The following is a 24,878-nucleotide window of genomic DNA, read 5'->3' as shown; positions in this document are numbered from 1 at the left end:
GCCCCGGACCCCGCTCCTCAATCGCCGGAGGGGCTGAGCGGGGTCGGTTCCGCGTGTGGGGCGCAGGACGATGAACGGCGCTCCGGCAGCCGGCCCTCCAGCACGTACGCGTCGAAGTGCCCGTTCACGCAGGCGTTGGCGCCCCCGGCGACCCCGTGCGTGCCCGCCCCGCGTTCCGTCACCAGTACCGAGCCGTCGAGGCGCCGGTTCAGTTCGCGGGCGCCCGCGTACGGCGTGGCCGCGTCCCGCTCGGCGGCCAGGATCAGTGTGGGCGGCAGCGCGCCGGGCAGGGTCCGCACGTCGACCGGCTCCTGCCGCGGCGCGGACCAGTAGGCGCACGGCAGATTCATCCACGTGTTGTCCCACGCCTCGAACGGCGCGGTCCGCGCGAGCCGCGTGGTGTCACGGTCCCAGGTCCGGAAGTCCGTCGGCCACGGCGCGTCGTTGCACTCGACGGCCGTGTACACCGCTCTGCTGTTCTCGTTCTCGGCGGCGGCCCGCGGGTTCGGCGCGGCCTGGCCGATCAGCGGCTTCGGGTCGCCCTTCAGATACCGCGAGAGGGCCGTGGCCCGCATCGGCCAGTAGTCGTCGTAGTAGCCGACCTGGAGAAACGCGGACTGCAGCTGCCCGGGTCCGACCTTGCCGCCGGCCGGCTTGCGCGCCAGCTTCGCGCTCGCCCGCTCGTAGGACGCCTGCACTGCCCCGGGCGTCGTACCCAGGTGGTACGTGTCGTGGTGCTTGGCGACCCACGCGCGGAAGTCGGCCCAGCGGAGCTCGAACGCGGCCGACTGATCCAGGTTGTTGCCGTACCAGATGTGGTGCGGGTCCGGGTCGACCGCCGAGTCGAAGACCATCCGCCGCACGTGCGAGGGGAACAGCTGCGCGTACACGGCCCCGATGTACGTGCCGTACGAGGCGCCCATGTATGTGAGCCGCTTCTCGCCGAGCGCCGCCCGCAGCACGTCCAGGTCGCGGGCGTTGTTCAGGGTCGTGTAGTGCCGCAGATCGGGGTTCCTCCTCGCGCAGCCGCGCGCGTACGCCTTCGCCTGCGCGATCCGCTCCTTCTTGTACGCGTCCGAGGGGTACGTCGGCGCCTGGGTGGGGTGCTTGACGAGCTCCTCGGGGCCCCGGCAGGACAGCGGCGCCGACCGGCCGACACCGCGCGGCGCGTAGCCCACGAGGTCGTACGCGGCGCCGAGGCGCTTCCACTCGGGCACCATGCGGACCAGCGGGAAGTACATGCCGTTGCCGCCGGGACCGCCGGGGTTGAAGACGAACGCGCCCTGCCGGGCGACCCGCTTCCCGCCGTGTTCACCGGCCGCCCTGACGCGGCTGACGGTCAGCTTGATCTGCCTGCCGCGTGGCCGTGCGTAGTCCAGCGGTACGGAGACGGTGCCGCAGGTGACAGGGGAGGGCAGGTTCTCCACGGCGGGGCAGGCGGCGAAGCGGATGCCGGCGGCGGCCGCACGTTGCGCGGCGACGGCGGTGCCGAGCGTCTCCGGTGCGCCGGGGCCGGGGGGAAAGGCGCCCGCGCCGCTCGCCGGGGCGGCGCCGAGGACCGACAGGATCAACGATCCCGCGGCGGCGCGGAGGGCGGATGCTGTTCTCGTCGCTCGCATGCATCCCTTTCGTCGAGCTCCCGAACCGTTGCGGTTCGCGGTCAGAGCTCGTGGTCAAAAGGGATACTTGGGGCGGTGGTTGAGGATGTAAAGCACCCGGTCGCCGTGTCGGAGCAATGATGCCGATGCGTGGCCGGGGCGGGCGGATTCGACGGCGGGCGCTCAGGCGCCGGTGGCGCTCCTGGCGTCGAGCGCGGCCCGCAGGGCGGGGTCGTCCACCGCGCGCACCCCGCGCACGGCGACCGCGAGCAGACTGCCGGTGCCCTCGGGCAGGGCGGCGAGCAGGCGCTGCCCGGCCGGTGAGGCCCAGCGCGTGTACGGGTGGATCTCGATGCGGGCGAGGGCCAGGCAGCTCAGCGTCAGCACCAGCGGCAGCGCGAACCAGACCGCCACCGGCAGCCCTTGTCCGTCCGTCCCGCCCGGCAGCAGCACGGCCGCCGCGCCCAGGGCCACCACGGCGACAGCCGCCGCCCGTACCTGACGCCGGGCCCCGGCCACCGTCGACCGGGCGGCGTCCGGCACCGCGAGCCCGGCCGCGACCAGCCGCTCGGCCAGGGCCCGTACGGCGTCGCCCGCGGCCGTGGCCGTGCGCAGCGGTCGGATGGGCGACTGTCCTGCGGGCCCGATCGCGCCGATCACCGAGCGCTCCATGTCGTCCTCGCCGACGGGGTCGACGACCGTCGCCCACCCGGTGTGCGCGAGCAGCAGCCGGCTGCCGCGGGCCATCGACACGAGCGCCACGTCGGCGACCCGGGCCGGACCGCCGGACAGGAACGCCGTCTCGTACAGCGACAGTTCGACTCCGGCGTACGCGGTGTCCGCGGCGCGCTCGGCGTCGGCGGCGCGCACGGTCGCGAGGCACAGCCGCCCGCAGGACACGCCCGCGAAGGCGCAGGCGAGAACGAGGAACAGGACCCAGAACATGCGGTGTTTTTTACGACAGGTGTTCGGGTATGCGCTATGGCCCGTTCAGTATGCGGACACGGCGTTGCCGGTATGCGACGTTCCGTTTCCTCAGGTGCGCGGGCGGGACGCCGCCGGGGGCAGCGTCAGGGTGGGCGTCGGCGTGAGCGGGGTGGCCGGGTCCGGGGCCGTGGTCGGGCCCGGCGGGGCCGGGGAGCGGGTGACGGGCGGCGGGCTCGCCGTGGCGCCGTTCCGGGCGAGGGCGTCGAAGTCGACGAGACCGGTGGCCTCCAGGACCTTGATGTGGTCCAGGACGGTGGTGTTGGCGTCGTCCGCGAGCTCCCGTACGAGCGAGTTGCGGGTCGAGGCGCGCACCTGGGCCACGAGGGAGAACACCTGGCCGTGCGCGCGGCGCAGGATGTTGGCGAACTTCCGCTCGTAGTCCGTGCCCCGCGCGGCGGTCAACGTCCGGAGCCAGCCCTGCTGTTGGGGGTTCGGCTGGTTCGGCAGCTCCAGGTTCAGCTGGGCCGCGACCTCGCGCACCCGGGCGTCCAGGAACGTGTGCCCCTCGACGAGATGCTCGCCCGCCGTCTCGACGGACCTGCTCGGCGCCCGCTCCTCGGCCTGCTGCCCCGCGGGCATTTCCCACAGCCCGGCCAGGCGGACCTTGGTGATGAAGATGCGGTCGGTGGCCGACAGCGGGCCGAATCTGGTCGACACGCTCTGGCTGTCGAGCGTGTCCAGGCCGGTGCCGGCGCGGTCGGCGTACGACCAGATCGGGAAGACGAGGGCCGCGAGTGTCGCCACGAGTCCCGTGACGATGAGGGCGGTGCCGTTGACGCGGATGCCGCCGGGCGATTCGGTGGGCGAGAGCAGTCGCATGGTGCCTCCTGGTGCGGCACCGCACGCTAGTGCGCCCCGGGCACGGAGTGCCGGGCATCATCGCCGACTACGTCAACCGCGGTATTGCGCGCGGGGGTTGTGCGGGCCCGCGCGCCCCGCAGGGTGGAGGACCGGAGCACGCGCGGGGCGGCGCGCGGCGCGGGCGGCCTCCGGTCAGCCCCGGCGCATCGCGAACCGGGCGGCCCGCAGGTACCGCCGCAACGGGCGTCTCGCCAGCGGCTTGGGGCCCGAGCGGTCCAGCCACCAGTCGGTCAGCCGCTTGCGGGTGAAGGGATCTTCGACGTGCCCGCCGACCAGCAGGTCCTCGGCGAAGTCGAGCGCGTCATGCCGGTAGCCGTCCGTCATGGGCCGGTCCTGCGCGTATGCCAGGAACGCGGTCCGGTACGTGTGGCGGCCCAGGATGCCCGGCAGTTCGGGCGCCACCTTGGCGACGACATCGGCCCGCTTGGTGAGCAGGGCCCGGCTCTGCACCGCGAGCCGCGCACGGTCGAAGCCCGGCGGAACGGGGGTGCCCGCGACGAGCGAGGAGAGCAGCGCGGCCTGGGCGAGCCCGAGCCGCTCCCGTACCGGCTCCTCAACGGGCGCGACAGGACGCCGAGTTGCAGGCGCCGGGACGGCGGCGGCGGGTGCGGCGGCGGACGCGGCGGCCACGGTCTCCCGGATCGCCGTCACCTCCCGCTCCAGCACGCTCTCGTCGTAGGGGAAGTTCTCGTCCCGCTCCAGCAGCACACCCGGCGGCTTCACCCGTGAGGCCAGGTCGGCCAGGATGCGCAGGACGGCCCGCGGCACCGGATGGGCGTGGCTGTCGTGCCAGACGCCGTCCCGCTTGAAACCGCCCGCGACATGGACGTACGCGACGGCCTCGACCGGCAGCTTGTCCAGCGCCCGTGCCGGGTCCTCGCCGCGGTTCACGTAATTGGTGTACAGGTTCGCCACATCGATCAGCAGCCGTACGCCGGTGCGCTCCACGAGCTCGTACAGGAACTGCCCCTCGGACATCTCCTCGCCGGGCCAGCTGAACAGGGCCGCGATGTTCTCCAGGGCCAGCGGTACCGGCAGCGCGTCCTGCGCGATCCGGACGTTCTCGCACAGCACGGCCAGCGCGTCGCGGGTGCGCGGCACGGGCAGCAGATGCCCCGCCTCCAGAAGCGGCGACGCCGTGCGCCCCCCGCCCGCCCGGACGAACGCGATGTGCTCGGTGACCAGCGGTGCGCCCAGCGCCTCGGCGCTCGCGGCGAGCTGCGCGAGCCGGTGCTCGTCCGGCCGCTCCGCCCCGCCGAGTCCGAGCGAGACACCGTGCGGTACCACGGTGACGCCCCGCTCGCGCAGCCGCAGCAGGGAGTCGGGCAGATGGTCGGGGCAGAGGTTCTCGGAGACGGCCTCGACCCAGTCGATGCCGGGCATGGCCTCGATGATGTCGGCGATCTCGGGCCGCCAGCCGATCCCGGTCCCCAACTGTGCGACGTGCTGCATGGCCGTCCCCCTCCTGCGCCGTGCCAGTGCGCCGCGGCGTGCTGTTCTCATCGCCCCGGCGGGCACGGGCGAACCCCGGAGGAGGGACGTTCAGAGCTACATTTGAGGTTCACCGCCGGGCCCGTGGCCGGGGTCGCGTCCCAGCGGCATCAGCATGCGGCGGAAGTCCGGTCCTGTCCCGGCCGTCCCAGTGCCGGGGAGCGGCCGCCGCCGGCGGCTGTGCCGGCATCGGCGGCGGCCCGTGAGCACGCGAGCGCGCGTCTCCCCCTGCGCGGTTCAGGTGCTCACCGCCCTCATTGCCCCGCCGGCGCGCGGGAGTTCGCCACAGGACGGTGAGGGCCAGGGGCCGGGGCGTACGTCGGCGAGAACGACCCGGCCGCAATCGGCGCTGTGCGGTCCCGGGGTCTCGGGGGATCGAGCGGCGCCGGCTCCTCAGGTGCCGGAGCCGACTCGTCCGAGTGTGAATTTCGCGGACGGTCCGATGCTAGGACGCCGCGCGCCCGCTCGCCAGACTCCCGACCCGGCGTCTTTCGCCCGTCCCGCGGGCCGGGCGGACAGCGGGTGGGGGTGGGGCCACGGGGGCGAACGATGCTGCTCGCGGGCGGGGGTTCAAAGACAGGCTCTGAGCTCAGTGCCGGCCCAGCTCCGACAGCAGTCCGCCCTCCCGCGCGCCCTCCGTCACCACCGTGCACGACCCCGGTGCGATCTCCGTGAAACCGGCGTCCCGCACCACCGGCAGACCGGCCCGGGTCAGCGGTTCCCAGCGGGCGGGGTCGGCCACCCGCACCGACAGCGGGAAGCCCGCCTCCCGCCACTCCTTGCGCTGCGCGTCGGACAGCTCCCACCACGCCAGTTGGGCTCCGTGGCCGGCCTGCGCCATGGCCTTGCCCGCCGTCATGCCGAGGTCGGGGTTGAGCCACAGCACCGGGGCGGCGGGATCCGCGGCGGGCGGCGGCTCGGGGTCGTCGAGGTCGGTGCCGGAGACCTGGAGCTTCGCCAGGTCCTTGGGCCAGCCGTCCAGGGGAACCGGCGGGAAGACCCGTACCTCGGCGCCGCCGCGGCCGGTGACCGTGATGCCGTCGAGGGTCTCCGCGCGGCGCCACTCCGCGCCCCGGGCCCGGCGCACCACCTTGCGGATCCGGGCGTCCTGCCAGTCCCGCATGACCGCGGCCCACTCGCCGTCGCCCAGCGAACGCTCGTCGGCCAGCATCACAAGGACCGCGCGCGCAGCCGTCTCCAGCGCGTCGGTTCGGGCCGGCGGCGCGGCCCGCTCGATGCGCACCACGAGCGGCAGCACGAACTGCGGCGCCTCGTCGCGCGCGGTGCGCTCGTCGCGGAACGGGCTGTCGGAGGCCTCGGGGGCGGCCCCGGCAGTGCCGGGCGTGCTGGGCGTACTCGTGTCTTCGCTGCTCACACCCTCCAGTCTGCCAGCAGCCCGGCGCGCCCCCGCTCCCGAGCGCCGCCCGCGCGTACGGGAGCATGTGCGTATGCGCCCCGACCCGTCCCCAGGCCCCGTCGCTTCTCGCAACGTCGCCCTCCGCAATGTCGGACGCCGCTACGGCCTGGCCGGCCCCTGGGTGCTGCGGGGCGTCGACCTCGACGTGCCCGCCGGCGCCCTGGTCCGGGTGCAGGGCGCCAACGGCACGGGAAAGTCGACGCTGCTGCGGCTCGTCGCCGGGATCGACTCACCCAGCGAGGGCCGGGTCGTCGGCCGCCCGCGCACCGCGTACGTCCCCGAACGCTTCCCCGCCGCCCTGCCGTTCACCGCGCTCGGCTACCTCACGCATCTGGGCCGCGTCCACGGCCTCGTCCGCGCGGTGGCGGAGCGGGAGGCGGGGGAGTGGCTGGAGCGGTTCGGCGCCGCCGGGTACGCGCGCACCCCGCTGGCCGAGCTGTCCAAGGGCAGCAGTCAGAAGGTCGCGGTCGCCCAAGCCCTGCTGGCCGCACCGGAGTTGCTCGTCCTCGACGAGGCGTGGACCGGGCTCGACACCGCCGCCCGCGGCGAACTGGACCGGGCCGTCGCCGAACGCACCGCGGCCGGCGGCGCCGTGCTCTTCGTCGACCACGACCCGGCCCGGCTCGCGGGCCTCCCCGACGCCACGTACCGTATCGAGGGATCAAGTCTGAGCGTGGTCAACGGGCTTGACGGGGTGTCAGGCCCGGTCGGGCGGCAGGTCACGGTCACCGCGAGCGGGTCCGGCCGCGACCCCGAGCTGCCGTGCCCGCACACCCTCACCCGCCTCGACGCCCGCACCGTCCGCGTCACCGTGCCCGCCACCCACTCCGACTCCGTCCTCCGTACGCTGCTGAACGCGCGGCCGCCCTGGCACGTCGTCGCCGTCCGCACCGAACCCGCACCCCCGGAAGGCCGATGACCACCGCCCTGCTCGCCTACCAGTCGGCCCTGCTGCTGCGCTCGCAGCGCTGGCTGGCGCCGGTCGTGCTGTACGCCGCGTCCCTCGCCATCGGGCTCCAGGCGGGACAGCCGGTGCTCGACTCCCTCGGGTACGCCGCCGCGGCCCTGCTGCCCGTGAGCGCCTGGCTGGCGCGGATCTGCGTCTCCAACGAGCCGCCGGCCGCCCGCAGTTGCACCGCCGCGGCCACCGCGCCCTGGCGCGCGCATCTGGCGAGTCTGGTCACGGCCTTCATGGCCGCGACCGCGCTCGGCACGGCGACGACGGTCGTCGTGGCGCTCATCAGCGACGGCGCGAGCACCGACCACAAGGTCAAGGTGCCGGTGCTGCCCGCGGCCGGCGCGGGCCTGCTCGCCGTGGTGGTGTGCGCCCTGGTCGGTGGTGCGGTGGGCGCCGTCACGACCTGGCCGGTGGTGCGCGGCACGGGGCTCGGCGTGGCCGGCATGCTGCTCTTCGCGCTGCTCGCCCTGGTCGCGCCCGGCTCCCCGGCGCGCTCGGCGGTGACGGACCTGATCACGGGCTCGCAGGAAGGCCGGGTCCCGGCGCCGCTGCTCGCGCTCGTCGCGGCCGCCGTGCTGGCGGCGGTCTGCGCGGCGACGGCCTGCACCCTGTCGTCCCGCCGCTGACGGACTCCCGTCCGGCCTATCCGGAGCAGGCCGTCCGCTGCGCCTCCTGCCACTCGCACACCGGGCACAGCGTCACGCCCTTGGTGGACTCCGGGTACTCGGTGGGGTTACGGCACAGCACGCACTCGGCGACCTCTGCCGGTACCTCTGCCTCGGCGCCGTCCTGGGTGTTCTCCATGCCCACCAGCGTACGGTCACGCCTTCCGGGCGGCCCCGACCAGCTCGGAGACCCGGACGAACCGGAAGCCCTTCGCGCGCAGCGCCGGCACCACGGCCCGCACCACCCGCTCCGTCGTCGGCGCCGCGCTGCGGGTGCAGTGCATGACGACGACCGATCCCGGCCGCACCCCGTCGAGCACCTGCCGTGTCACCGCGTCCGCGTCCGTCGCGAACGCGTCGCCGCTCACCACGTCCCACTGCACGACGGTGACACCGGCGGGCGTGAGGGCCCGCAGCGCCCGTCGGTCGTAGCAGCCGCCGGGGAAGCGGAAGTACGGCACCACGTGCCCGACCCGCGCCCTGCGGAACGCGGCGAAGGCCCGCTCGACGTCCGCGCGCATCCGCCCGCCCGGCACGGAGGGCAGTCCGTAGCAGTCGCCGGTGAAGGCGTAGTGGCTGTACGAGTGGTTGGCGACCTCGAAGAGCGGGTCGCCGCCGATATCCCTGGCCTGCACCGGGTACTGCTCGGCCCAGCGCCCGGTCATGAAGACGGTGGCGGGCACTCGTAGCGCCCGCAGCGCGGCGATGAGCCGGGGGTTGTCGAAGTGCTCGCCGGAGGCGGCGCGCGCGCCCTGGCCCGCGGTCATGTCGGCGTCGAAGGTGAGCGCGACCGTACGCCCCTTCGGCTCCGGGGCGCTCCTGAAGACGGGAGTGAGTCCCGCGGGGCCCGGGGCGAGTGTCGGCGGCCCGGTCGGCGCCACGGCCGAGGGGCTCGCGGCGGGCCGGCCCACCCGCCCCGGGTGCGAAAGCTCGGCGCCGCCGCCGGAACAGGCGGTGGCTCCGAGAGCGAGAGCGCCGAGGGCGCAGGTCAGTGCGGTGCGACGGAGGGAGCTGATCACGCGGTGACGATAACCCTGAAAATGGTATTAATCGGGCAAATAGGCGGTGGCCTTCACTCCTGTCTCCCACCGGTCCCCGAACGGGTCAAACCCGTCAGAGCGACGGCCCCCGCTGCCGCAACGCCCGCGCCACCTGATCGAAGAACGCCGCGTGCGCGGCCGCGCTGGCCGCGATCTCCGGGTTCCACGGCAGCACCAGGGCCCGCTCGGCCACGGCCGCCCACTGTGCGTCCCCCGCGTACTGCTCCCGCGGCGCCGCGTTGGCCCGGGCGTCCACCAGCACCACGTCCGGCGCCAGCTCGGCGGCGTCGGCCCAGGCCCCGGTGTGCCAGTTCGCGCCGGGTCCCTCGGGCGGCTCCACCGTACGGACCCCGAGCCCCGTCAGCGCGCTCAGGTCGGGCCACTTCCCGGGCCGCGCGAGGTGCACGCTGTCCGGCCCGCCGGGCGAAAGCGCCAGCACCCGGACCGCCCCGGCCCTCTCGGCCGCGTCGGCCAACTCGCTTTCGGCGCGCGTCAGTTCCCGCAAGGAAGCGCCGTCCTGCGTCGCCCCGAGGGTCCGGCCGAGCTCCGCCACCCGCTCCCGGACGGCGGCGAGCCCCCGGCCCTGCCCCACATCGATCACGGCGACCGGGACGTGCTCCTCCAGATGCTTGGCGACGTCGGGTTCGACCCCGTACACCTGCCCGCCGCCGTACGTCAGGGCCACCACGAGATCCGGCCGCACCGCGAGCACGTCATCGAGGCCGAGCGTCGCACCGGCCCCCAGATACGCGACGTCGTCGAGCGGCAGCGTCCCGGACTTGGCGCGATCGGGTCTCTCCCCGTCGTGGTACGAGCCGAAGACACCCACGGGGCGTATCCCCAGGTCCCACAGACTCGCTCCGGCCTGTATGTATGCGACGACCCGCTCCGGCGCCTCTGGCGCCGCGGCGAGATGGCCGCGGTCGTCGGTGAACTCCCATGCTGTTATCGGCCGTTCTTCCATGCTGGGACCTTGCCCAGGCCATGTACGCACCACGCCGCCCGAAACCGGTCAGATGGCAGAAAGCCGCTCTGTGCCGGCGCGGGCGGCGCCACTACGGGTGCGTCACTTGTGCCAGGGGCCGGTCACCGCGAACGTCGTACCGGGCGTATAGCAGTTCACGTACATGGTGTCGCCGTCCGGAGCGAAGGTGACTCCGGCGAACTCGCCCCAGGAGGGGTCATCGGGCGTCCCGATGTTCTGGCGGCCCCGCGCCATCGCGTACACCTCGCCCTTCCTGGTCACGCCGAAGACGTGCTGCGCGCCCTCGCCGTCCTCGCACACCATCAGGCCTCCGCTGGGCGCCAGACAGATGTTGTCGGGCTCCTCACCGGGCAGTTGCACGTCCGTGTCCGGGCCGAAGACGATGACCAGGGTGAGCCGGCGCGCGGCGGGGTCGTAGCGCCAGATCTGGCCGAAGTGGTCGGCGGCGGACCCTTCGCGGCTCCTCGCGTACGAGGAGACGAAGTACACGCACGAGCCGCCCCAGTAGCACCCCTCCAGCTTCTGGGCGTGGGTGATGCCCTTGGGTCCGAAGTCCTGGTTGCGGATGGGGGTCTGGACGGCGAGCGGATCCGGTACGTCGACCCATTCGATGCCCTTGAAGCTCGCGCCGGTCTCCTGCACCGCCGACAGGTCGGACACGCCGGGCACCCGCATCGCCTGGAGCCTGCCGCCCGCGCGCAGCGAGCCGAGACCGCCGTGCGGCTTCTCGGGCAGGAACCGGTAGAAGAGGCCGAAGGGTTTGTCGAACGCGTCCTCGGTCTCGTACACGACACCGCGCCGCGGATCGACGGCGATGGCCTCGTGCTGGAAGCGGCCCATGGCGGTGAGCGGCACGGCGCCCGAGCGGTGCGGATCGACGGGGTCGACCTCGAAGATGAAGCCGTGGTCCTTGGTGTAGCCGTTCGTGCCGGCCCTGTCCTCGGTCTCCTCGCAGGTCAGCCAGGTACCCCAAGGGGTGTGCCCGCCCGCGCAGTTGACGGCCGTACCGGCGATGGCGACGCGCTCGGACAGCACGCGGTTGTGCCGGTCGAGGGTGAGGGCCGTACAGCCGCCCTTGCCCATCGGGTCGTACGTGAGCCCTTCGACGGTCGGCACGCCGATCTTGCCGGTGACGCGGTTCTCGTGGTTGCGCACGAGATGGACGCGGCCTGCTCTGCCGGCGAAGGCGGCCATGCCGTCGTGATTGCTGGGCACCTGGCCCTCTCCGGAGCGCAGGGGGTCGCCCTCGCGGGAGAGAACCTGGTAGCGGAAACCTTTCGGCAGATCGAGCAGACCGGCCGGGTCGGGCACCAGGGGGCCGTAGCCGGCGCGTCCCTGGGCGGCGGCGGAGCCGGCGAACAGCTCGGACAGGGAACCGGCGAAAGCGATGCCCACCCCCAGCGCACCGGTACGGGCGAGCACTTGACGTCGTGTTGCGGACAGCCGTGTTTCAGACATGGGGCAACCTCCTGCTGGCGGACAGGACTGTGACCCGGTGTGTCTATCACGCAGGCCGACGCGCGGGAACCACGCGCGTAGCACCGGTGGCGACCGCCCGGTTACTCGTGTCGCGGCCGGCTACGACCGTCTAGGGCCTGTCTCCCAGATCCCTCCGTCCGCCCGAAGGGCGGGCCCCGCGGCGTCTGGTGCGTGCTCTCGACGTGGCGGGTGCAAGGTCTCGTACTGGATGTACTTGGCCTTGTGCCCGGTGCGGCGAGAGTGCGTGCCAGGCGTCGCGGGGCAGGAGGGATCTGGGAGACAGGCCCTAGGCGTGCACGAGCCCCTTGGCGTCGCGGGCCAGGGCGGTGAGGCGCGATATCGCCCGGAAGTACTTCTTCCGGTAGCCGCCGTTCAGCATCTCCTCGCTGAACAGGCGGTCGAACGGCTGCCCGGACGCGAGCACCGGGATCTCCCGGTCGTAGAGCCGGTCGGCGAGCACCACGAGCCGCAGGGCGGTCGACTGGTCGGGTACGGCGGAGACCTCCGTCAGGCAGACCGCCTTCAGGTCGTCCGTCAGCGCGCCGTACCGGCTGGGGTGCACCCGCGCCAGGTGTTCGAGCAGCTGCGGGAAACCGTCGAGCGAGGCGCCCTCGGTGGCGTACGCGGCCTTGGTGACCTGCTCGTCGGTGAACGGCGCGGGGGCGTCGGGCAGGCCGCGGTGCCGGTAGTCCTCGCCGTCGATCCGCAGCGGCCTGAAACGTGCGGACAGGCCCTGGATCTCACGGAGGAAGTCGGCGGCGGCGAACCGGCCCTCGCCGAGCTTGCCGGGCAGCGTGTTCGAGGTGGCGGCGAGCGCGACGCCCGCGTCGACCAGCTTGCCGAGCAGCGTGGAGACGAGGACGGTGTCGCCCGGGTCGTCGAGCTCGAACTCGTCGATGCACAGGAGGCGGTGCTCGCTCAGCGTGCGCACGGTCTGCTGGAAGCCGAGGGCGCCCACCAGGTTCGTCAGCTCGACGAACGTGCCGAACGCCTTCTGCTCGGGCGCGGCCGGGGTGGCGTGCCACAGGGAGGCGAGGAGGTGGGTCTTGCCCACGCCGTACCCGCCGTCGAGGTAGACGCCGCGGGGGCCGGCCGGGGCGGCGGGCTTCTTGCCGAAACCGAACAGGCCCCGCTTCTTGCCGGCGCCGGTGGCGTGCGCCCCGCCGAGCCCGGCGGCGAAGGAGCTCAGCACCTGCACGGCCCGCGTCTGGCTCGGCTGGTTCGGGTCCGGTAGGTAGGTGTCGAAGCGGGCGGAGCTGAACCGCGGCGGCGGCACCATCTCGGCGACCAGGCGCTCCGCGGGAACGTGCGGCTCGCGGGCGCACAGGGACTGGGGCGCCGCGTCGGCTATGGGGCTGATGCCCGTCGCGCGGGAGCCGGTGGCTTCGGAGGAGGACGACACAACTCCCTAGCTTAGTGGCCGTGCCACACTGCACGTCATGCGACGCCTGTTCCCTGTGACGTACGAAACAGCAGATCACGAGGGTCGGGAGGGACTCGATGGGCCCGGGGGGCCGCTGGGCCGTGAGTGGAGCCTCGATGAGCTCGCCGATGTCTACGCGTATCCGGCCGGAGCGGCGGGGGAGGTCTGGCTGCGCGCCAACATGGTCTCCACGCTCGACGGCGCCGCTCAGCACGACGGCCGCTCCCAGCCCATCTCCTGCCCCGCCGACATGCGGATCTTCGGCACCTTGCGCGCCCTCGCGGACGCCGTGGTCGTCGGCGCCCAGACGGTCCGCCAGGAGGGGTACCGGCCGGCCCGCGTCCGTGACGCGTTCGCCGCGCGCCGCAAGGAGGCCGGGCAGGGCCCCGCGCCGTCCATCGCGGTGATCAGCGCGAGCCTGGACCTCGACTTCCGCCTTCCGCTCTTCACCGAGCCACTGGCACCGACGTACGTCCTCACCGGTGCGGCCGCGCCGGCGGACCGGATCGCGGCGGCGCGCGCGGCCGGGGCCGAGGTCCTGGTCGCGGGGGACGGCGCCGGGGTCGAGCCGGAGCGGGCGGTACGGGCGCTGGCCGAGCGGGGGCTGACACGGCTGCTCACGGAGGGCGGGCCGCGGCTCCTCGGCCAGCTCGTGGCCGCACAGGTGCTCGACGAGCTCTGTCTGACGGTGTCGCCGCTGCTCACCGCGGGCGGCGCCCAGCGCATCGCCGGAGGCCCTGGGCCGGCCCTGCCGGAACGTTTCGAGCTGGCATCTCTTCTGGAGGAGGACGGTTTCCTTTTCACCCGATACCGTCGGACCCGACACTCGGCGGAATGATTCGTTCCGTTTGGCTTCCGCTGGGCACACTAAATTTCGCAGACCCCGTGCGGCCACGGGGCAGGATGGTTTCCGCAGGACCCCAGGGCCGGTCGCAGGACGGCCCGCGGTAGGAGAAGAAGGGCGCCCGTCGTGTTCACGAGCGTATTGATGATCGAGAAGGCCCTGACCTCCGCAGACGTGGAGTTCGTCACCACGTTGCACGGCGACGAGGAGGTCTCCTTCCACGTACTGCTCCAGCCCCGTGGCGACCAGGCGGACCGCCTGCTGCGGGCCATCGACGACGTCGCGATGGGCGAGCTGGACGAGGCGGCCCGGGAGGACGAGGTGCCCGAGGGCGACGAGGCCAAGGCCCCGGCGGAGCAGGCGCTGGGCGTCTCCCTCGCCGCGCTGCACCAGGCCGGCTGCGCCGCCGAGGGCCGGCTCATCGAGGACCACCCGCTCGACGCGCTCAAGGCGCTCGTCGACGAGGCACGGGCGGACGAGGTCATCGTGCTGACCGATCCGCACTACGTCGAGGAGTTCTTCCACCGCGACTGGGCCTCGCGCGCCCGGCACAAGGTGGGCGTGCCGGTGCTGAAGCTGTTCTCGCACAGCAAGGCGTGACGGCGGGCCGCTCCTCTGCCCTCCGGGGCGAGGGGTGACGCGGGCTCGGATGCGGGGCGGGCGGGGCCGAGGCAATAGGCTGACCCGGGTCCGTGGTCGAAGCGACCACGGATCTGGTCACCCGAAGCACCTCAGGAACCTCAGGGGAGAGACACGTATGGCACCCGGCCTGCCCACTTCCACCGCCGCCATGGACCGACCGCACTTCATCGGCATCGGCGGCGCCGGAATGTCGGGCATCGCCAAGATCCTCGCCCAGCGCGGCGCGCGGGTCGCCGGCAGCGACGCCCGGGAGTCCGCCACGGCCGAGGCGCTGCGCGCGCTCGGCGCCACGGTCCACATCGGGCACGACGCCGCGCACCTGTCGCCCGAGGCCACCTGCGTCGTCGTCTCCTCCGCGATCCGCGAGGACAACCCGGAGCTGGCGCGCGCCGCCGAGCTGGGCATCCCCGTCGTGCACCGCTCCGACGCGCTCGCCTCGCTCATGGACGGACTGCGCCCCATCGCGGTGGCCGGCACCCACGGCAAGACGACCACGACGTCGATGCTGGCCGTGTCCCTGTCGTCCCTCGGCCTGAACCCGTCGTACGCGATCGGCGGCGACCTGGACGCCCCGGGTTCGAACGCCCTGCACGGCGAGGGTGACATCTTCGTCGCCGAGGCCGACGAGTCGGACCGCAGCTTCCACAAGTACCGGCCCGAAGTCGCGATCATCCTGAACGTCGAGCTGGACCACCACGCCAACTACGCGTCGATGGACGAGATCTACGACTCCTTCGAGATCTTCACCTCGAAGATCGTCCCCGGCGGCACCCTCGTCATCGCCGCCGACCAGTCCGGCGCGGTCGAACTGACCCGCCGCATCCGCGACACGACGTCCCTCAAGGTCGTCACCTACGGCGAGTCCGAGACCGCGGACATCCGCATCCACAAGATCACGCCGCGCGGCCTGAGCAGCGAGGTGACCGTCCTCCTCGACGGCAAGCTGCTCACCTTCACCGTCTCCGTCCCGGGCAGCCACTACGCGCACAACGCGGTCGCGGCGCTCGCGGCGGGCGTGGCGCTCGGCATCCCCTCCCGGAACCTGGCGGGGGCCCTCAAGTCCTACACCGGCGTCAAGCGCCGCCTCCAGCTCAAGGGCGAGGAGAGCGGTGTACAGGTCATCGACTCCTACGCGCACCACCCCACCGAGATGACGGCCGACCTGGAGGCCATGCGCGCCGCGGCGGACACGTCCCGCCTGCTGGTCCTCTTCCAACCGCACCTCTTCTCCCGCACCCAGGAGCTGGGCCGGGAGATGGGCGAGGCCCTCGCCCTCGCGGACGCCTCGGTCGTCCTCGACATCTATCCGGCCCGCGAGGACCCGATCCCCGGCATCACCAGCGCCCTGATCGTCGACGCGGCGCGCGCCGCGGGGGCCGACGTGCAGGCCGCCCACGACAAGACGGCGGCCGTCGAGGCGATCGCGGGAATGGCGAAGCCCGGTGATCTCGTTCTCACCATGGGCGCGGGCGATGTCACGGACCTCGGCCCGCAGATCCTGGAACATCTCGCACAGCGTTAAAAGGGAGTGGCTCATGTCGTACGACGTCGAGAAGCCGGACGAGCAGTGGCGCGCGGAGCTGAACCCGGCGGAGTACGCGGTACTGCGCCAGGCCGGCACCGAGCCCGCTTTCACCGGTGAGTACACGGACACCAAGACCACGGGCGTCTATGCCTGCCGGGCGTGCGGCGCCGAGCTCTTCACCTCGACCGAGAAGTTCGAGTCGCACTGCGGCTGGCCGTCCTTCTACGACCCCAAGCAGTCCGACGCTGTCGAACTCATCGAGGACCGCTCGCACGGCATGGTCCGCACCGAGGTGCGCTGCGCCCGCTGCGGTTCGCACCTCGGCCACGTCTTCGAGGGCGAGGGCTACGCGACCCCCACCGACCAGCGCTACTGCATCAACTCGGTGTCGCTGCGACTGGAGCCGGCGGAGGGCTGACCCGAGCCGTCGCGGTGGTCATTCAGGAGACGGTTCCGGTGTCACCGTCTCCTGGCCGATCCTCCTGCCCGATTCGTAGATCGTCACGACGCCGTCGTGGATCTCGTAGCGGTACGGAGGGTTACTGGCCTTGTAGCCGTCCTTCGTGCGCTCGGCCGCCATGGCGATGCCGTCCTCGCGGTGATCGCTGAACTCGCCGTAGTAGTACAGTTTTCCGGCGGCTGTGCGGCACAGCGTGATCTGCTTGTTCCCCGTGCGGTAGGCCCTGACCAGCTCGGCTCCATCGCCCGAGGGAAGCTCTTCGGCGATCCGCGCGGGGCAGGACGCGGCGGTGCTGCCGCCGTTCTGGTCGGAGCCGCCCGAGGCGTCGGAGTGCGAACCGATCGTCTTGATGATCGTCTGTGCGGCGAGAAGCAGCACGATGCCCACGACGAGAGCGATCAGACAGCCCGCACAACCGTTGGATTTCTTCGGCCGGGCCGGCGGCGGTGACCAGCGCGGCGTGGGGGCCGGTCGAGGCGCCGTGGGGGTGTAGCCCGACGGGGCGGTGGGCGGCGGATGGAAAAGACTCTCGGGACGCGGACGAGGGTGTGCGGTGCGCGTCGGAGAGGTGCGTTTCGTCGCCGTGGTCGGCGTGCTTCTCGGGGCTTTTGCGGCCGACGAGGGTGAGGGCGGCGGCGTGGTCTTTTTCGGGGCAGGCTTTTTCGGGGTGGGTTTCTTGGCACCTGGTTTCGCCGAGACCGCGGCCGACTTGCCGGAGCTGGGGCCGGCCGGGTTTTTCACGGCCGGCTTCGTCGCCTTCCAGGGCGTGCCGCAGACCAGGCAGGTCCTGTCGTCCCTGACATTGTTGGTGTCGCACTTCGGGCAGCGCCAGTCAGCGACCGGCCGAGCCGGTGCGGGCCGCTTGGCGGCGGGCCGGGCGCTGCCGCAGATCGTGCAGACTCGTTTCTCCGGGGCGTTGAAGGTGTCGCAATCCCCGCAGCGCCAGTTGGCCGTTGCCGCCACCCCTGTACTGCCTTTCCTGATGTGTCCGGTCGGTGATGCGCCGGCTCAGCCGGCGTCGTTCTCGCTTTCGTTCTCGATCCGGTGCATGACCGCGCTGAAGAGCTCTTCGGACGCCGGGCCCGTCGGAGCCAGGACCCAGCCGGCCGCCCCCGCGGGTACTCGCTCGAGCTCGGTGGCCTCGTCCTCGTCGGTGAGCCGGTCCGACACGCCGTGTTCGCGTCGCAGCAGGGCGATGAACTGCTCGGCGCTCTGCACCTGGGCGGTCGGGACGTCGGCCCGCACCACGATCAAGTCGGCCGTATGGGACTCCGCGCTCCTGAACCGGAACACCAGCTGGCTCGACGCGTCCGCGGACCGGGAGCGCAGCGAGGCCTCGATGCAGCGCTCGGCCTTGACCTCCAGATCCGCGACGTACGACCAGCGCAGGCCAAGGACACCCTCGTCGTAGTCGAGCCGGAATCCGGGCCATTCGAGTCGAGGGGTCACAGGCTGTTCGCGATCGTCTCGATGATCTCGTCCATCTCGAACTCCTCCAGGCCCTCGCCCGCCTTCGAGGCGAAGTGCAGCGTGAGGTCCCACTCCTCGGCGATCGGGTCGGACCACGGCGCCTGATCGGGGGCGAACAGGACGAGCCGCTTGGCCGACTGCTCCATGACGGCGGTCTGGCTGCGGGCGTAGCCCCACTGCTCGAAAAGGTCGTCGATGGTACGCGGGATGTTCGCGGGGTACGTCTGCGCGGACGCCCCCGCGGTGTGCAGCGGGTGGGCGGGAGCGTCCGTGAACATGACGATGACGTGCCGCCTGCGGTCGAGGCCTGTCTCCCATGGCGAGTTGATCGCGAGGGCGAGCGCCTCAAGGCCCGACTCCGGGATGTCGCCGCCGCCCCCCGCGTCGATGCCGCGCACGAACCGTTCGAAGTCCGTGGCCTGCTCGGGAAGGCGGAGAAAGTCGGTCTGCTCGATCGCTGTCTCGGGGTCGTCGCCGAAATCACGGAAGGCGATGGTCTTCAACCGCAGCTGACTGATCGCCTTGCCCTTCTTCGCCATCACGTCGTTCAGCCGGTCGTGGAACTGCAGGGCGCTCGACTTCACGCTGTCGAGCACGGGGAACATGCTGCCGGTCGCGTCGACGCAGAGCACGATGTCGACGGCGTACTGCAGATTGCCCTGGTACTGGTCGTTGCTGGCGTTCATGCGTGACTCCTGATTCACGGAGCGTCGCGGTTACGGCCGCGATCGCCCAGGTTGATGCGGACACGGGAGGACCGGGGAGCGGACGGGGTGGCCGGAGTGGTGTCCGGCTCCGCGGGGGCGGGCGTGGGCCTGGGAGGCGTGGGACTGGGAGGCGTGGGACTGCTCGTGCGGGGTGTGAAGCTGCCGCGGATCCGGCTGGTGCGGGGGCCCGAACTCTCCGCCGCGTGCGCCTTGGGAGACGCGGGCTTCGGCGGCGCGGTGCCCGGGCGTCGGTGTTGCAGCGCGCAGACCTTCGGGTCCGACAGGGCCTTGAGATAGGCCGCCATGCGCGGACGCTGCTTGGGGTCCCTCTGAGCCATGGCCCGCAGCAGCCCCTGGATCTCGTCCGACAGACGCGGGTCCAGGAGCAGCCGCTCGCCCGCGTTGACCGCGTCGGCGGGGGAACCGAACCGCTCGTCGTGGCGCGGGAGGTCTCCCGTCAGGTACAGATGTGTCATCAGGCCGAGCGCGAACACATCCACGGCACAGGTCAGTTGGGCCGGTCCTGCGGAGCCGTCCTGTTGCAGATAGCAGCGCCACTCCGGGGCCCCGTACGCGGAGTCGCCGGAGATGTCCTCCGGCGCCGGTGGGTTGCCCGCGACGTACGAATCGTCGAAGTCGATCAACTTCGCGGTGTGGAAGGCCGCGTCGTTGCGCTTCTGTACCAGCACGTTGAGCGGCTTGAGGTCGCCATGCACCACGTCGATGTCGTGCAACTGCTTCAGGCTGGCGCCGAGCGTCTTGAGCAGCACCATCTTCGGGCGGGGCTCCAACGCCTGCGGCTTCTCCAGGCTGGAGGTGTCGATGCGTTCGGTCACCTTGTAGTAGGTGCTGCCCTCATGGAAGAAATCCGTGGCGAGCACGAGGTTGCCGCCACCGCGCGCGTCGGGCCGTAGCCGAGTCATGATCGCGCGGTGCCGCTCTTCGAACTCCTTTGCCAGCTCCCGCCGGATCCGCAGACTCGGTGAGTCGCGGGCGTCGTCCTTGGGACGCTTGGGTTCAAGGAACTGCTTGATGAAGTACGCCGTGCCGCCCTTCTCGGCGAACGCCCAGATGCACTTCCCGCCGTTGGCGTTGGTGGGTGCGGTGGTGATGCGGTAGCCCGCGATCACCTCTCCTTGTTTCATACGAGCTCCTCGGGCGCGGGCGGCATGTGCGACTCGTAGCCGTGGCGGTAGGCCTGCCACGACCGGTCCTGCCACGCCTTGATCTCGGCCGCGGTCTTCCGCGGGTCCACGGCGGGGTCCGGCGCGCCGGCCAGCGCGCCGGGCCTGCCGACGGACTGCTGCTGACGCAACTGCTGCAAACGTGGGGCGAATTGGGCGCGAAGATCGGCGAAGTCCTCGTACCCGAGGGTGAGCAGTGCCAACGATGCGTCGTCGGCCGTGTAGGCCTCCACCTCGCGGCGCAGCAGATGGGCCCACTCGACCGCTCCGCCGGCTTCCTGAAGCGTCTGCAGGAGGAGCAGTTCGAAGTCCCCCGGCGTGTGGACGTAGCCGAAGAAGCCGTCCGTGGCCGCGACGAGCACACCCGGCAGCTGTACCACGAGCCGCTGCGAGTCGATCTCGAAGTCTCGGTCGGCACAGACGAGGTTGGTCATCGGCGGGTCGCTGCGCAGGAGCTCCAGCGCGTCGCTCTCCCGGGTGTGGTCGCGGGTGAGTACGTGCAGTCCGCTCTCCGGCAGCAGCACGTACGCCCGCGAGTCACCTGCCCACAGGGCGCACAGCTCGACCTCCTCGTCCCCGTCGGTGAGCCGGTAGTGCACGCCCGCGAGGGTGGTGGGCAGCTGGCGGCGCATGGTGCCGCCGATCTTGCTGCGCCGCTGGGGCGCCTTTTCGAGGAAGTACTCCAGGTACTGGTGAAGCATTTGCGGATCGTCCGCCATGCGGTCCGACGCCACGTCCTGGAACCAGCAGTCCATGGCCAGCCGAGCCGCGCGCGCACCCACCCAGGCGCTGGTGCGCGAGGTCCCGTCCGGCGCCTGCCAAGCCGGGGCCGCGCCCGCGCCGCCCGAGCCGTCGAAGACGGCCAGCAGCCCCTGGAACGAACTCCAATGGTGGGCGACGAACGGCTCCGCGTCCTCCCCACGGCCCGGTACGCGCTCGGTCCACACGGAGACGGCCTGGAGGCGGCCCTGGTCCTCACCCCAGGCGAGCCGCGGCGGAGCGGGCCGGGACACCGGCGGTGTGGCCGGACCGGGCGCGAGGGGCGGCGTTGAGGCCCAGGCTGTGCCGGGTGCCGGGGCCCGGGCGGTGCCATCCTGACGCGGATGGTTCATCGTGGCTCCCTGCCGGGGTCGGTGGGCGGGCGCTTGGCGGTGCCGCGCACCCGGCTCGTCCGTGGCTTCGGTGGCTCCGCGGCGGCCGGGCGGCGCGGCTCCGTCGGAGCGCTGTCGCGCGGCGGCAGCGGTTCGTCCTCCGGCGGTGCGTCCGAGAAGCCCGGGTGGCGGGGAGCCTTGGCGGCACCGCCGGACCCGCGCATCCTGCCCGGGGTGTCGGCCGCCGGGCGGGTGCCGGACAGACGGCTCCCGCCGCGCGGACTCGGCTCGTCGGGAAGTACTTCGCCCCTGAGGTGCGGGGCCCTGGGCTCCTCCCCGGCGGCGTCGGCGGCCGCTTCGGGCCCGGGGGGATCGTCGGCGGCTGGGCCCAGCGCCCGGGAGAGCGAACCGCGCAGACGGCCCCGCCGGGTCGCAGTCTCGAACAGACCGTCCCCGTTGCGCAGTACCTCGTCCAGGACCGCGCGTTCCAGCTCGGTCTGCTCGAACGGCTCCCGGTCGGCGTCCCCGCGCTCGAGGATCATCCGCATGACCTCGCGCTTGACCTCGCGCTTCTCCGCTTCGCTCTTCTCGATCCAGGTGAGGGCGGCGCGCGGCCCCTCCTTCTCCATGATTTCCGCGATCAGGCCGTCGATGCCCTCCTCGCGGATCATCTCGACGTGCCGAGTACGCCGCATGCGTGCGAGCCGGGACTCGCGCACCACATCCCTGAAGTCCCGCCCGCTGGTGGCGATCTCGTCCTCGTCGACCAGCAGCTCGACGTGTATGCCTCGCAACCGGACGGCGTCGTCGCCCGTGAAGGGGGCGAGCGCGGCGTTCAGCGCCTGCTCCGCCTCGTGGAACTCGGCGATGTCATAGTCCCGCGCCACCTCGCGCAGCGTCTTGCGGAGAAATCCGTACAGGGCACCACTCATATCGCGAATGCCGCGGGTGACGACCTTCGCCGGGTCCGTCACCTTGCAGATGAGGTCGACGCGGCTGCGAAAGGAGAAGGTGGCGTCCCGGCTGAGCAGCGGGATGTCCAGGATCAGCCGGTGCTCCCCGAGGTCCACCGTGTGCACGGAGCGGTAATTGCCGTATCGCGCCGAGGGGATCTCCTCGCCGCTGCGGATCGTCAGCGCGGGGCCGCTGTCCCGGACCAGGACCAGAGCGCGGCCGGGGTCCGGCGGGCGCAGCGGACTGGTCAGGCGCCATTTGGGCAGCTCAGCGACGTCGAGCACCGGATCGTAGGTCTGTTCCTGCATGGTTTTCCTGCTACCTCGCTCTCGTGCGTCCCCTGCAACTTCGGAACCTTCTGCGTCTCAGCTTCGGATGCGCCGGCGCAGCGCCGACGCGTTCGCCGATGGACGGTCGCGGTCGGTCGCCCACTTGTCGAGCCACCACAGCAGCCGTTCCCGGTGCTTACCAGGCCTGTGGGCCACGTCGGCGAGGAGCGCCGCGAGGCGGTCGAACCCGCCGGGACACAGCGGCACGTACGTATCGACCCACTCCCGCAGTACGGCCAGAGCGGAGTCCTGGACCGGACGTCTGGCCAGCGCGCGGGCCCACAACTCGGCCGTTTGCGCGCTGTGTGCGGGCAGCGAACTCAGCAGCATGGGCACACCAGGCACCCCGCGCGTATCCGTGCTCGCGGCCGGGGGCTCGTACGGCTTGGACGCCGCGAAGACGAACGCGGAGAGTGTCTTGACGACCATGGGCGACAGATCCCGCGGTTCGGACCACTCCAGGTATGCGTTCAGGAGCGCGGCCGTTCTCCCCTGGTGGATGAGGTGAACACCGCCCCAGGCCACCGTCGGCAAGGTGCCCCAGTCGTCGCCGCGGTCGAGCGCACTGCGCAGTACGCCGACCGCGCGGTCGGGGTCGGTGCGGCCGAGGAGCCCGCCCACCGCGTTCGCCGCGGTGCCCGCGAGCCGTCGCTCGTACGCGGAGCTGCCGCCCCGCGCCCACTGGTCGAGCAACTCCCAGACGGCCTCGGACGACTCGGGACGGCTGCCGGCCAGGCTGAGCGCGGTGGCCGCTCCCTGCCGCTGCGGCCAGGACGTGCTGCCCGCCCAGCCGGTGAGAAAACGGTGTACCGCGTAGTGGTGGTCGGCCCAGGCCAGGACTCCGGCAGCGACGGAGGCGCGGGCCCGTACCTCCAGATCGCGGTGGCCGAGGAGGCGGCGCAGCCAGTCGAGAACCGCCTCGCGGCGCCCGTCCAGCGTGCTCCACGCATGGACGAGGACAGCCTGCCCGAGCAGCGCCATGCGGAACCGCACGCGCGGGGGACCACCCGCGCTGGAGTCGAGCCGGATCCACTGCTGTTCATGGCCGAGCCGGTCGGCGAACCGCAGGTCGGGCGGGGCTGGTTCTGGGGGCGTCAGGGAGCTGTGCAGCTTCACGGCCGCCTCGGCGACGGTCAGGTAGCTGCTCTCCTCGAGTACCGCGGCGGCGATCGCGAAGGCGACCGCCTCGGGCGCCCTGTGCTGCTGAAACCATGCCCTGACCTGATTGCTCGGGTCGCGCAGCGCCGCGACCGTGGCGGCCAGGTCACCGTCCGCGGTGATCACGGAAGCGAGCTGCACGGCGTGCCGGGCGGCGGGTTGTTCCCGCAGCGCGCCGATGGCGTTACCCGCCTTCAACAGCTTCTGCAGCCGGACCCGCGCCTCGGGCTCGGGGGCGTGTCCGAGCACCCGCCGCTCCAGGATGACCAGCGGGTCGACAGGGGTGAGTTCAAGCCGGGCGAACGCTTCCGTACCGGCCGTACCCAAGACGGCGAGCGCCAGGTCGTGGCCGCCGGTCAGGATGAGCCGGCAGCCCGCCGCGCGGAGGGTGGCCGCGACCGACGCCAACGGGCGTACCCCGAACTTCGTCGCACCTGCCGGTCCGTCGTCGACCTCGGCGAGGTAGCCGCAGTTCTTCGTGGGCGGTTCCCAGCCGGGCTCGGTCAGGGCCGCCGGGTCGAGCAGCCGGTGGCAGCCGCCGTCCTGGCTGCCGCCGAGGGCCATGGCCTCGGAGAGCAGATTGACGGCAGTGGCCGCACGTCCGCTGCCGGGCGGCCCCGTCAGGACAAGCAGTGCCTGCTCGCACAGATCTTCCAGGGCGGTGTCGTAACCCTCGGGCTGCACGAACAGTTCGGTGTACTCGGTGAGTTCGGTGCTGTTCAGGGCGACCACCGCGCCCGCGCGCCGGACTGGGACCGTGCTCCCCGCGCCCCCGGTGCGGAAGCCGCCGCCGAAGCTGACGGTGTCGTTGAAGAGCGCGAGTGTGCCGATCCGCGTGCCCGACGCGTCGGTGTTCAGGCGCGCGGCGATCAGATCGGCGATGGCCGAGGCGCGCTGTGCCTCGGAGCGCTCGGCGTCGTCGGGACCGGCACCCGTGGTGAGGGAACGCAGGGCATCCGTCTCGCTGACCGGGCCGTCCCGCTCCTCCTCAAGGGGGCGCGGTTCGATCGGCTTCGGGGATTCTTCCGTGGACGGTCCGGGGCCTGTCGGCGGGCTCTCGGATGGTGAGCCGCCGACCCCTGGCCGCACCTCTGGTGTCGGTTCCTCGCTCAATGGATCTCGGTCTTCCGGTCTTGACGCCGACGCGGGGCGAACCGTGTGGACGGCGTAGGGGCGGCTACGAGATGTTCCAGTCGCCCTTGATCTCGACCTTCTCGTTGAACACCTGGGCGGTCTTGATGAGCGCGGCGTTGACCTGTGCGCCCTTGCCCTGGGCCGCCACGGCCTCATCCACCATGCGGCGCATCTCGTGCTCGAAGCCGCGGTCGAGGAGCATGTGGGCGGTGAGCACCCGCTCCAGGTCCTGCCGGGCGTTCTCGTCGTCGGGAGTTCGTGCGACCTGGTCGAGGGCGGCCTCGGCGCTCCCATCGCCGCGGAACCGCGCGCGAATCCGCTCCGACAGCCGGACCCCGCCGGTCCAGCCCGAACGGCCGGCCTCCTGGCCCGCACTTTCCAACGCACCCTTGACCACGAGCGCCACACCCGCAGCCGCGACAGCTGTCACCGGATCCATTTCGTTCCCCCGATTTCCCCCGCGGACCGATGAGACG

The 24,878-nt window shown here is 72.3% G+C and carries 24 protein-coding genes; 6 read left to right on the top strand and 18 right to left on the bottom strand.

Annotated elements, in window-relative coordinates; genetic code table 11:
• Nucleotides 1-17 precede the first annotated feature (17 nt).
• From ABD366_RS29235 to ABD366_RS29215, 5 genes are all read right to left on the bottom strand, one after another.
• Nucleotides 18-1,619, bottom strand: coding sequence for an alpha/beta hydrolase (locus ABD366_RS29235; RefSeq protein ID WP_324773565.1), 1,602 nt, complete (start codon nucleotides 1,617-1,619; stop codon nucleotides 18-20).
• Between the two features lie 162 nt (nucleotides 1,620-1,781).
• Nucleotides 1,782-2,543 (bottom strand): TIGR04222 domain-containing membrane protein, encoded by a 762-nt coding sequence (locus ABD366_RS29230; protein WP_324773563.1) that lies wholly within the window; start codon nucleotides 2,541-2,543, stop codon nucleotides 1,782-1,784.
• A 90-nt stretch (nucleotides 2,544-2,633) separates the two neighbouring features.
• Entirely contained in the window at nucleotides 2,634-3,404 is a 771-nt protein-coding gene (locus ABD366_RS29225; protein WP_324773561.1) for a DUF4142 domain-containing protein, read from the bottom strand.
• A gap of 174 nt (nucleotides 3,405-3,578) precedes the next feature.
• Entirely contained in the window at nucleotides 3,579-4,898 is a 1,320-nt protein-coding gene (locus tag ABD366_RS29220) for an MbnB/TglH/ChrH family RiPP precursor modification enzyme (protein WP_324773559.1), read from the bottom strand.
• Nucleotides 4,899-5,526: 628 nt separating this feature from the next.
• Complete coding sequence (locus ABD366_RS29215; RefSeq protein ID WP_324773557.1) at nucleotides 5,527-6,312, bottom strand: peptidyl-tRNA hydrolase; 786 nt, start codon at nucleotides 6,310-6,312, stop codon at nucleotides 5,527-5,529.
• Between the two features lie 73 nt (nucleotides 6,313-6,385).
• Here ABD366_RS29215 and ABD366_RS29210 point away from each other — a divergent pair, with 73 nt between their 5' ends.
• Nucleotides 6,386-7,273 (top strand): ABC transporter ATP-binding protein, encoded by an 888-nt coding sequence (locus ABD366_RS29210; protein ID WP_324773555.1) that lies wholly within the window; start codon nucleotides 6,386-6,388, stop codon nucleotides 7,271-7,273.
• Nucleotides 7,270-7,938 (top strand): ABC transporter, encoded by a 669-nt coding sequence (locus ABD366_RS29205; protein ID WP_324773552.1) that lies wholly within the window; start codon nucleotides 7,270-7,272, stop codon nucleotides 7,936-7,938. The genes ABD366_RS29210 and ABD366_RS29205 overlap by 4 nt, the downstream gene beginning before the upstream one ends.
• A gap of 16 nt (nucleotides 7,939-7,954) precedes the next feature.
• Here the strand turns inward: ABD366_RS29205 and ABD366_RS29200 are convergent, their stop codons facing one another.
• The 5 genes from ABD366_RS29200 to zapE form a co-directional block, all read right to left on the bottom strand.
• Nucleotides 7,955-8,116 carry a hypothetical protein gene (locus tag ABD366_RS29200; RefSeq protein ID WP_324773550.1) on the bottom strand — a complete coding sequence of 54 codons (162 nt, stop codon included), beginning with the start codon at nucleotides 8,114-8,116 and terminating at the stop codon, nucleotides 7,955-7,957.
• Between the two features lie 16 nt (nucleotides 8,117-8,132).
• On the bottom strand, nucleotides 8,133-8,996 hold the full coding sequence (locus ABD366_RS29195) for a polysaccharide deacetylase family protein (protein WP_324773548.1): 864 nt from the start codon (nucleotides 8,994-8,996) through the stop codon (nucleotides 8,133-8,135).
• A 94-nt stretch (nucleotides 8,997-9,090) separates the two neighbouring features.
• On the bottom strand, nucleotides 9,091-9,981 hold the full coding sequence (locus ABD366_RS29190; protein ID WP_324773546.1) for a TroA family protein: 891 nt from the start codon (nucleotides 9,979-9,981) through the stop codon (nucleotides 9,091-9,093).
• A 102-nt stretch (nucleotides 9,982-10,083) separates the two neighbouring features.
• Nucleotides 10,084-11,460, bottom strand: a complete 1,377-nt coding sequence (locus ABD366_RS29185; RefSeq protein WP_324773544.1) for a PhoX family protein — start codon at nucleotides 11,458-11,460, stop codon at nucleotides 10,084-10,086.
• 307 nt (nucleotides 11,461-11,767) lie between these two features.
• Nucleotides 11,768-12,883, bottom strand: a complete 1,116-nt coding sequence (gene zapE / locus ABD366_RS29180; protein WP_324773542.1) for a cell division protein ZapE — start codon at nucleotides 12,881-12,883, stop codon at nucleotides 11,768-11,770.
• Between the two features lie 37 nt (nucleotides 12,884-12,920).
• Between zapE and ABD366_RS29175 the strand changes: the two genes are divergently transcribed.
• The 4 genes from ABD366_RS29175 (at nucleotide 12,921) to msrB (ending at nucleotide 16,333) form a co-directional block, all read left to right on the top strand.
• Nucleotides 12,921-13,742: a pyrimidine reductase family protein gene (locus ABD366_RS29175; protein WP_344442766.1), complete on the top strand. Its 822-nt coding sequence runs from the start codon at nucleotides 12,921-12,923 to the stop codon at nucleotides 13,740-13,742.
• A gap of 132 nt (nucleotides 13,743-13,874) precedes the next feature.
• Nucleotides 13,875-14,348: an indole-3-glycerol phosphate synthase gene (locus tag ABD366_RS29170; RefSeq protein ID WP_324770045.1), complete on the top strand. Its 474-nt coding sequence runs from the start codon at nucleotides 13,875-13,877 to the stop codon at nucleotides 14,346-14,348.
• A gap of 157 nt (nucleotides 14,349-14,505) precedes the next feature.
• The gene (gene murC, locus ABD366_RS29165; protein ID WP_324770046.1) at nucleotides 14,506-15,912 is read left to right on the top strand and encodes a UDP-N-acetylmuramate--L-alanine ligase; all 1,407 of its coding nucleotides are present in this window, start codon (nucleotides 14,506-14,508) and stop codon (nucleotides 15,910-15,912) included.
• A 13-nt stretch (nucleotides 15,913-15,925) separates the two neighbouring features.
• Nucleotides 15,926-16,333, top strand: coding sequence for a peptide-methionine (R)-S-oxide reductase MsrB (gene msrB, locus ABD366_RS29160; protein WP_324770048.1), 408 nt, complete (start codon nucleotides 15,926-15,928; stop codon nucleotides 16,331-16,333).
• 18 nt (nucleotides 16,334-16,351) lie between these two features.
• Here the strand turns inward: msrB and ABD366_RS29155 are convergent, their stop codons facing one another.
• The 8 genes from ABD366_RS29155 to ABD366_RS29120 form a co-directional block, all read right to left on the bottom strand.
• Nucleotides 16,352-16,762 carry a hypothetical protein gene (locus tag ABD366_RS29155; RefSeq protein WP_324770049.1) on the bottom strand — a complete coding sequence of 137 codons (411 nt, stop codon included), beginning with the start codon at nucleotides 16,760-16,762 and terminating at the stop codon, nucleotides 16,352-16,354.
• Between the two features lie 621 nt (nucleotides 16,763-17,383).
• Entirely contained in the window at nucleotides 17,384-17,824 is a 441-nt protein-coding gene (locus ABD366_RS29150) for a hypothetical protein (RefSeq protein WP_324770050.1), read from the bottom strand.
• Nucleotides 17,821-18,531: a vWA domain-containing protein gene (locus tag ABD366_RS29145; RefSeq protein ID WP_324770052.1), complete on the bottom strand. Its 711-nt coding sequence runs from the start codon at nucleotides 18,529-18,531 to the stop codon at nucleotides 17,821-17,823. Before ABD366_RS29145 ends, ABD366_RS29150 begins: the two co-directional genes overlap by 4 nt.
• 14 nt (nucleotides 18,532-18,545) lie before the next feature.
• Complete coding sequence (locus ABD366_RS29140) at nucleotides 18,546-19,697, bottom strand: protein kinase domain-containing protein (RefSeq protein ID WP_324770053.1); 1,152 nt, start codon at nucleotides 19,695-19,697, stop codon at nucleotides 18,546-18,548.
• Nucleotides 19,694-20,848, bottom strand: a complete 1,155-nt coding sequence (locus ABD366_RS29135; RefSeq protein WP_324770054.1) for a serine/threonine protein phosphatase — start codon at nucleotides 20,846-20,848, stop codon at nucleotides 19,694-19,696. Before ABD366_RS29135 ends, ABD366_RS29140 begins: the two co-directional genes overlap by 4 nt.
• The gene (locus tag ABD366_RS29130; protein WP_344442761.1) at nucleotides 20,845-22,089 is read right to left on the bottom strand and encodes a hypothetical protein; all 1,245 of its coding nucleotides are present in this window, start codon (nucleotides 22,087-22,089) and stop codon (nucleotides 20,845-20,847) included. Before ABD366_RS29130 ends, ABD366_RS29135 begins: the two co-directional genes overlap by 4 nt.
• A gap of 57 nt (nucleotides 22,090-22,146) precedes the next feature.
• Nucleotides 22,147-24,381 carry a hypothetical protein gene (locus ABD366_RS29125; RefSeq protein WP_344442759.1) on the bottom strand — a complete coding sequence of 745 codons (2,235 nt, stop codon included), beginning with the start codon at nucleotides 24,379-24,381 and terminating at the stop codon, nucleotides 22,147-22,149.
• 64 nt (nucleotides 24,382-24,445) lie between these two features.
• On the bottom strand, nucleotides 24,446-24,841 hold the full coding sequence (locus ABD366_RS29120) for a hypothetical protein (protein ID WP_324768797.1): 396 nt from the start codon (nucleotides 24,839-24,841) through the stop codon (nucleotides 24,446-24,448).
• Nucleotides 24,842-24,878 lie beyond the last annotated feature (37 nt).

The sequence above is a fragment of the Streptomyces kunmingensis genome, assembly GCF_039533535.1.
GTDB classification, from domain to species: domain Bacteria; phylum Actinomycetota; class Actinomycetes; order Streptomycetales; family Streptomycetaceae; genus Streptomyces; species Streptomyces kunmingensis.
Note: the sequence above shows the minus strand (reverse complement) of the source record. Positions and strands in the feature narration are given on the sequence as shown.

Coding starts and splice junctions, on each gene's coding strand:
- ABD366_RS29235 (WP_324773565.1), bottom strand. CDS start 1,619: ATGCGAGCGACGAGAACAGCATCCGCCCTCCGCGCCGCCGCGGGATCG.
- ABD366_RS29230 (WP_324773563.1), bottom strand. CDS start 2,543: ATGTTCTGGGTCCTGTTCCTCGTTCTCGCCTGCGCCTTCGCGGGCGTG.
- ABD366_RS29225 (WP_324773561.1), bottom strand. CDS start 3,404: ATGCGACTGCTCTCGCCCACCGAATCGCCCGGCGGCATCCGCGTCAAC.
- ABD366_RS29220 (WP_324773559.1), bottom strand. CDS start 4,898: ATGCAGCACGTCGCACAGTTGGGGACCGGGATCGGCTGGCGGCCCGAG.
- ABD366_RS29210 (WP_324773555.1), top strand. CDS start 6,386: ATGCGCCCCGACCCGTCCCCAGGCCCCGTCGCTTCTCGCAACGTCGCC.
- ABD366_RS29205 (WP_324773552.1), top strand. CDS start 7,270: ATGACCACCGCCCTGCTCGCCTACCAGTCGGCCCTGCTGCTGCGCTCG.
- ABD366_RS29200 (WP_324773550.1), bottom strand. CDS start 8,116: ATGGAGAACACCCAGGACGGCGCCGAGGCAGAGGTACCGGCAGAGGTC.
- ABD366_RS29190 (WP_324773546.1), bottom strand. CDS start 9,981: ATGGAAGAACGGCCGATAACAGCATGGGAGTTCACCGACGACCGCGGC.
- ABD366_RS29185 (WP_324773544.1), bottom strand. CDS start 11,460: ATGTCTGAAACACGGCTGTCCGCAACACGACGTCAAGTGCTCGCCCGT.
- ABD366_RS29175 (WP_344442766.1), top strand. CDS start 12,921: ATGCGACGCCTGTTCCCTGTGACGTACGAAACAGCAGATCACGAGGGT.
- murC (WP_324770046.1), top strand. CDS start 14,506: ATGGCACCCGGCCTGCCCACTTCCACCGCCGCCATGGACCGACCGCAC.
- msrB (WP_324770048.1), top strand. CDS start 15,926: ATGTCGTACGACGTCGAGAAGCCGGACGAGCAGTGGCGCGCGGAGCTG.
- ABD366_RS29145 (WP_324770052.1), bottom strand. CDS start 18,531: ATGAACGCCAGCAACGACCAGTACCAGGGCAATCTGCAGTACGCCGTC.
- ABD366_RS29140 (WP_324770053.1), bottom strand. CDS start 19,697: ATGAAACAAGGAGAGGTGATCGCGGGCTACCGCATCACCACCGCACCC.
- ABD366_RS29135 (WP_324770054.1), bottom strand. CDS start 20,848: ATGAACCATCCGCGTCAGGATGGCACCGCCCGGGCCCCGGCACCCGGC.
- ABD366_RS29130 (WP_344442761.1), bottom strand. CDS start 22,089: ATGCAGGAACAGACCTACGATCCGGTGCTCGACGTCGCTGAGCTGCCC.
- ABD366_RS29120 (WP_324768797.1), bottom strand. CDS start 24,841: ATGGATCCGGTGACAGCTGTCGCGGCTGCGGGTGTGGCGCTCGTGGTC.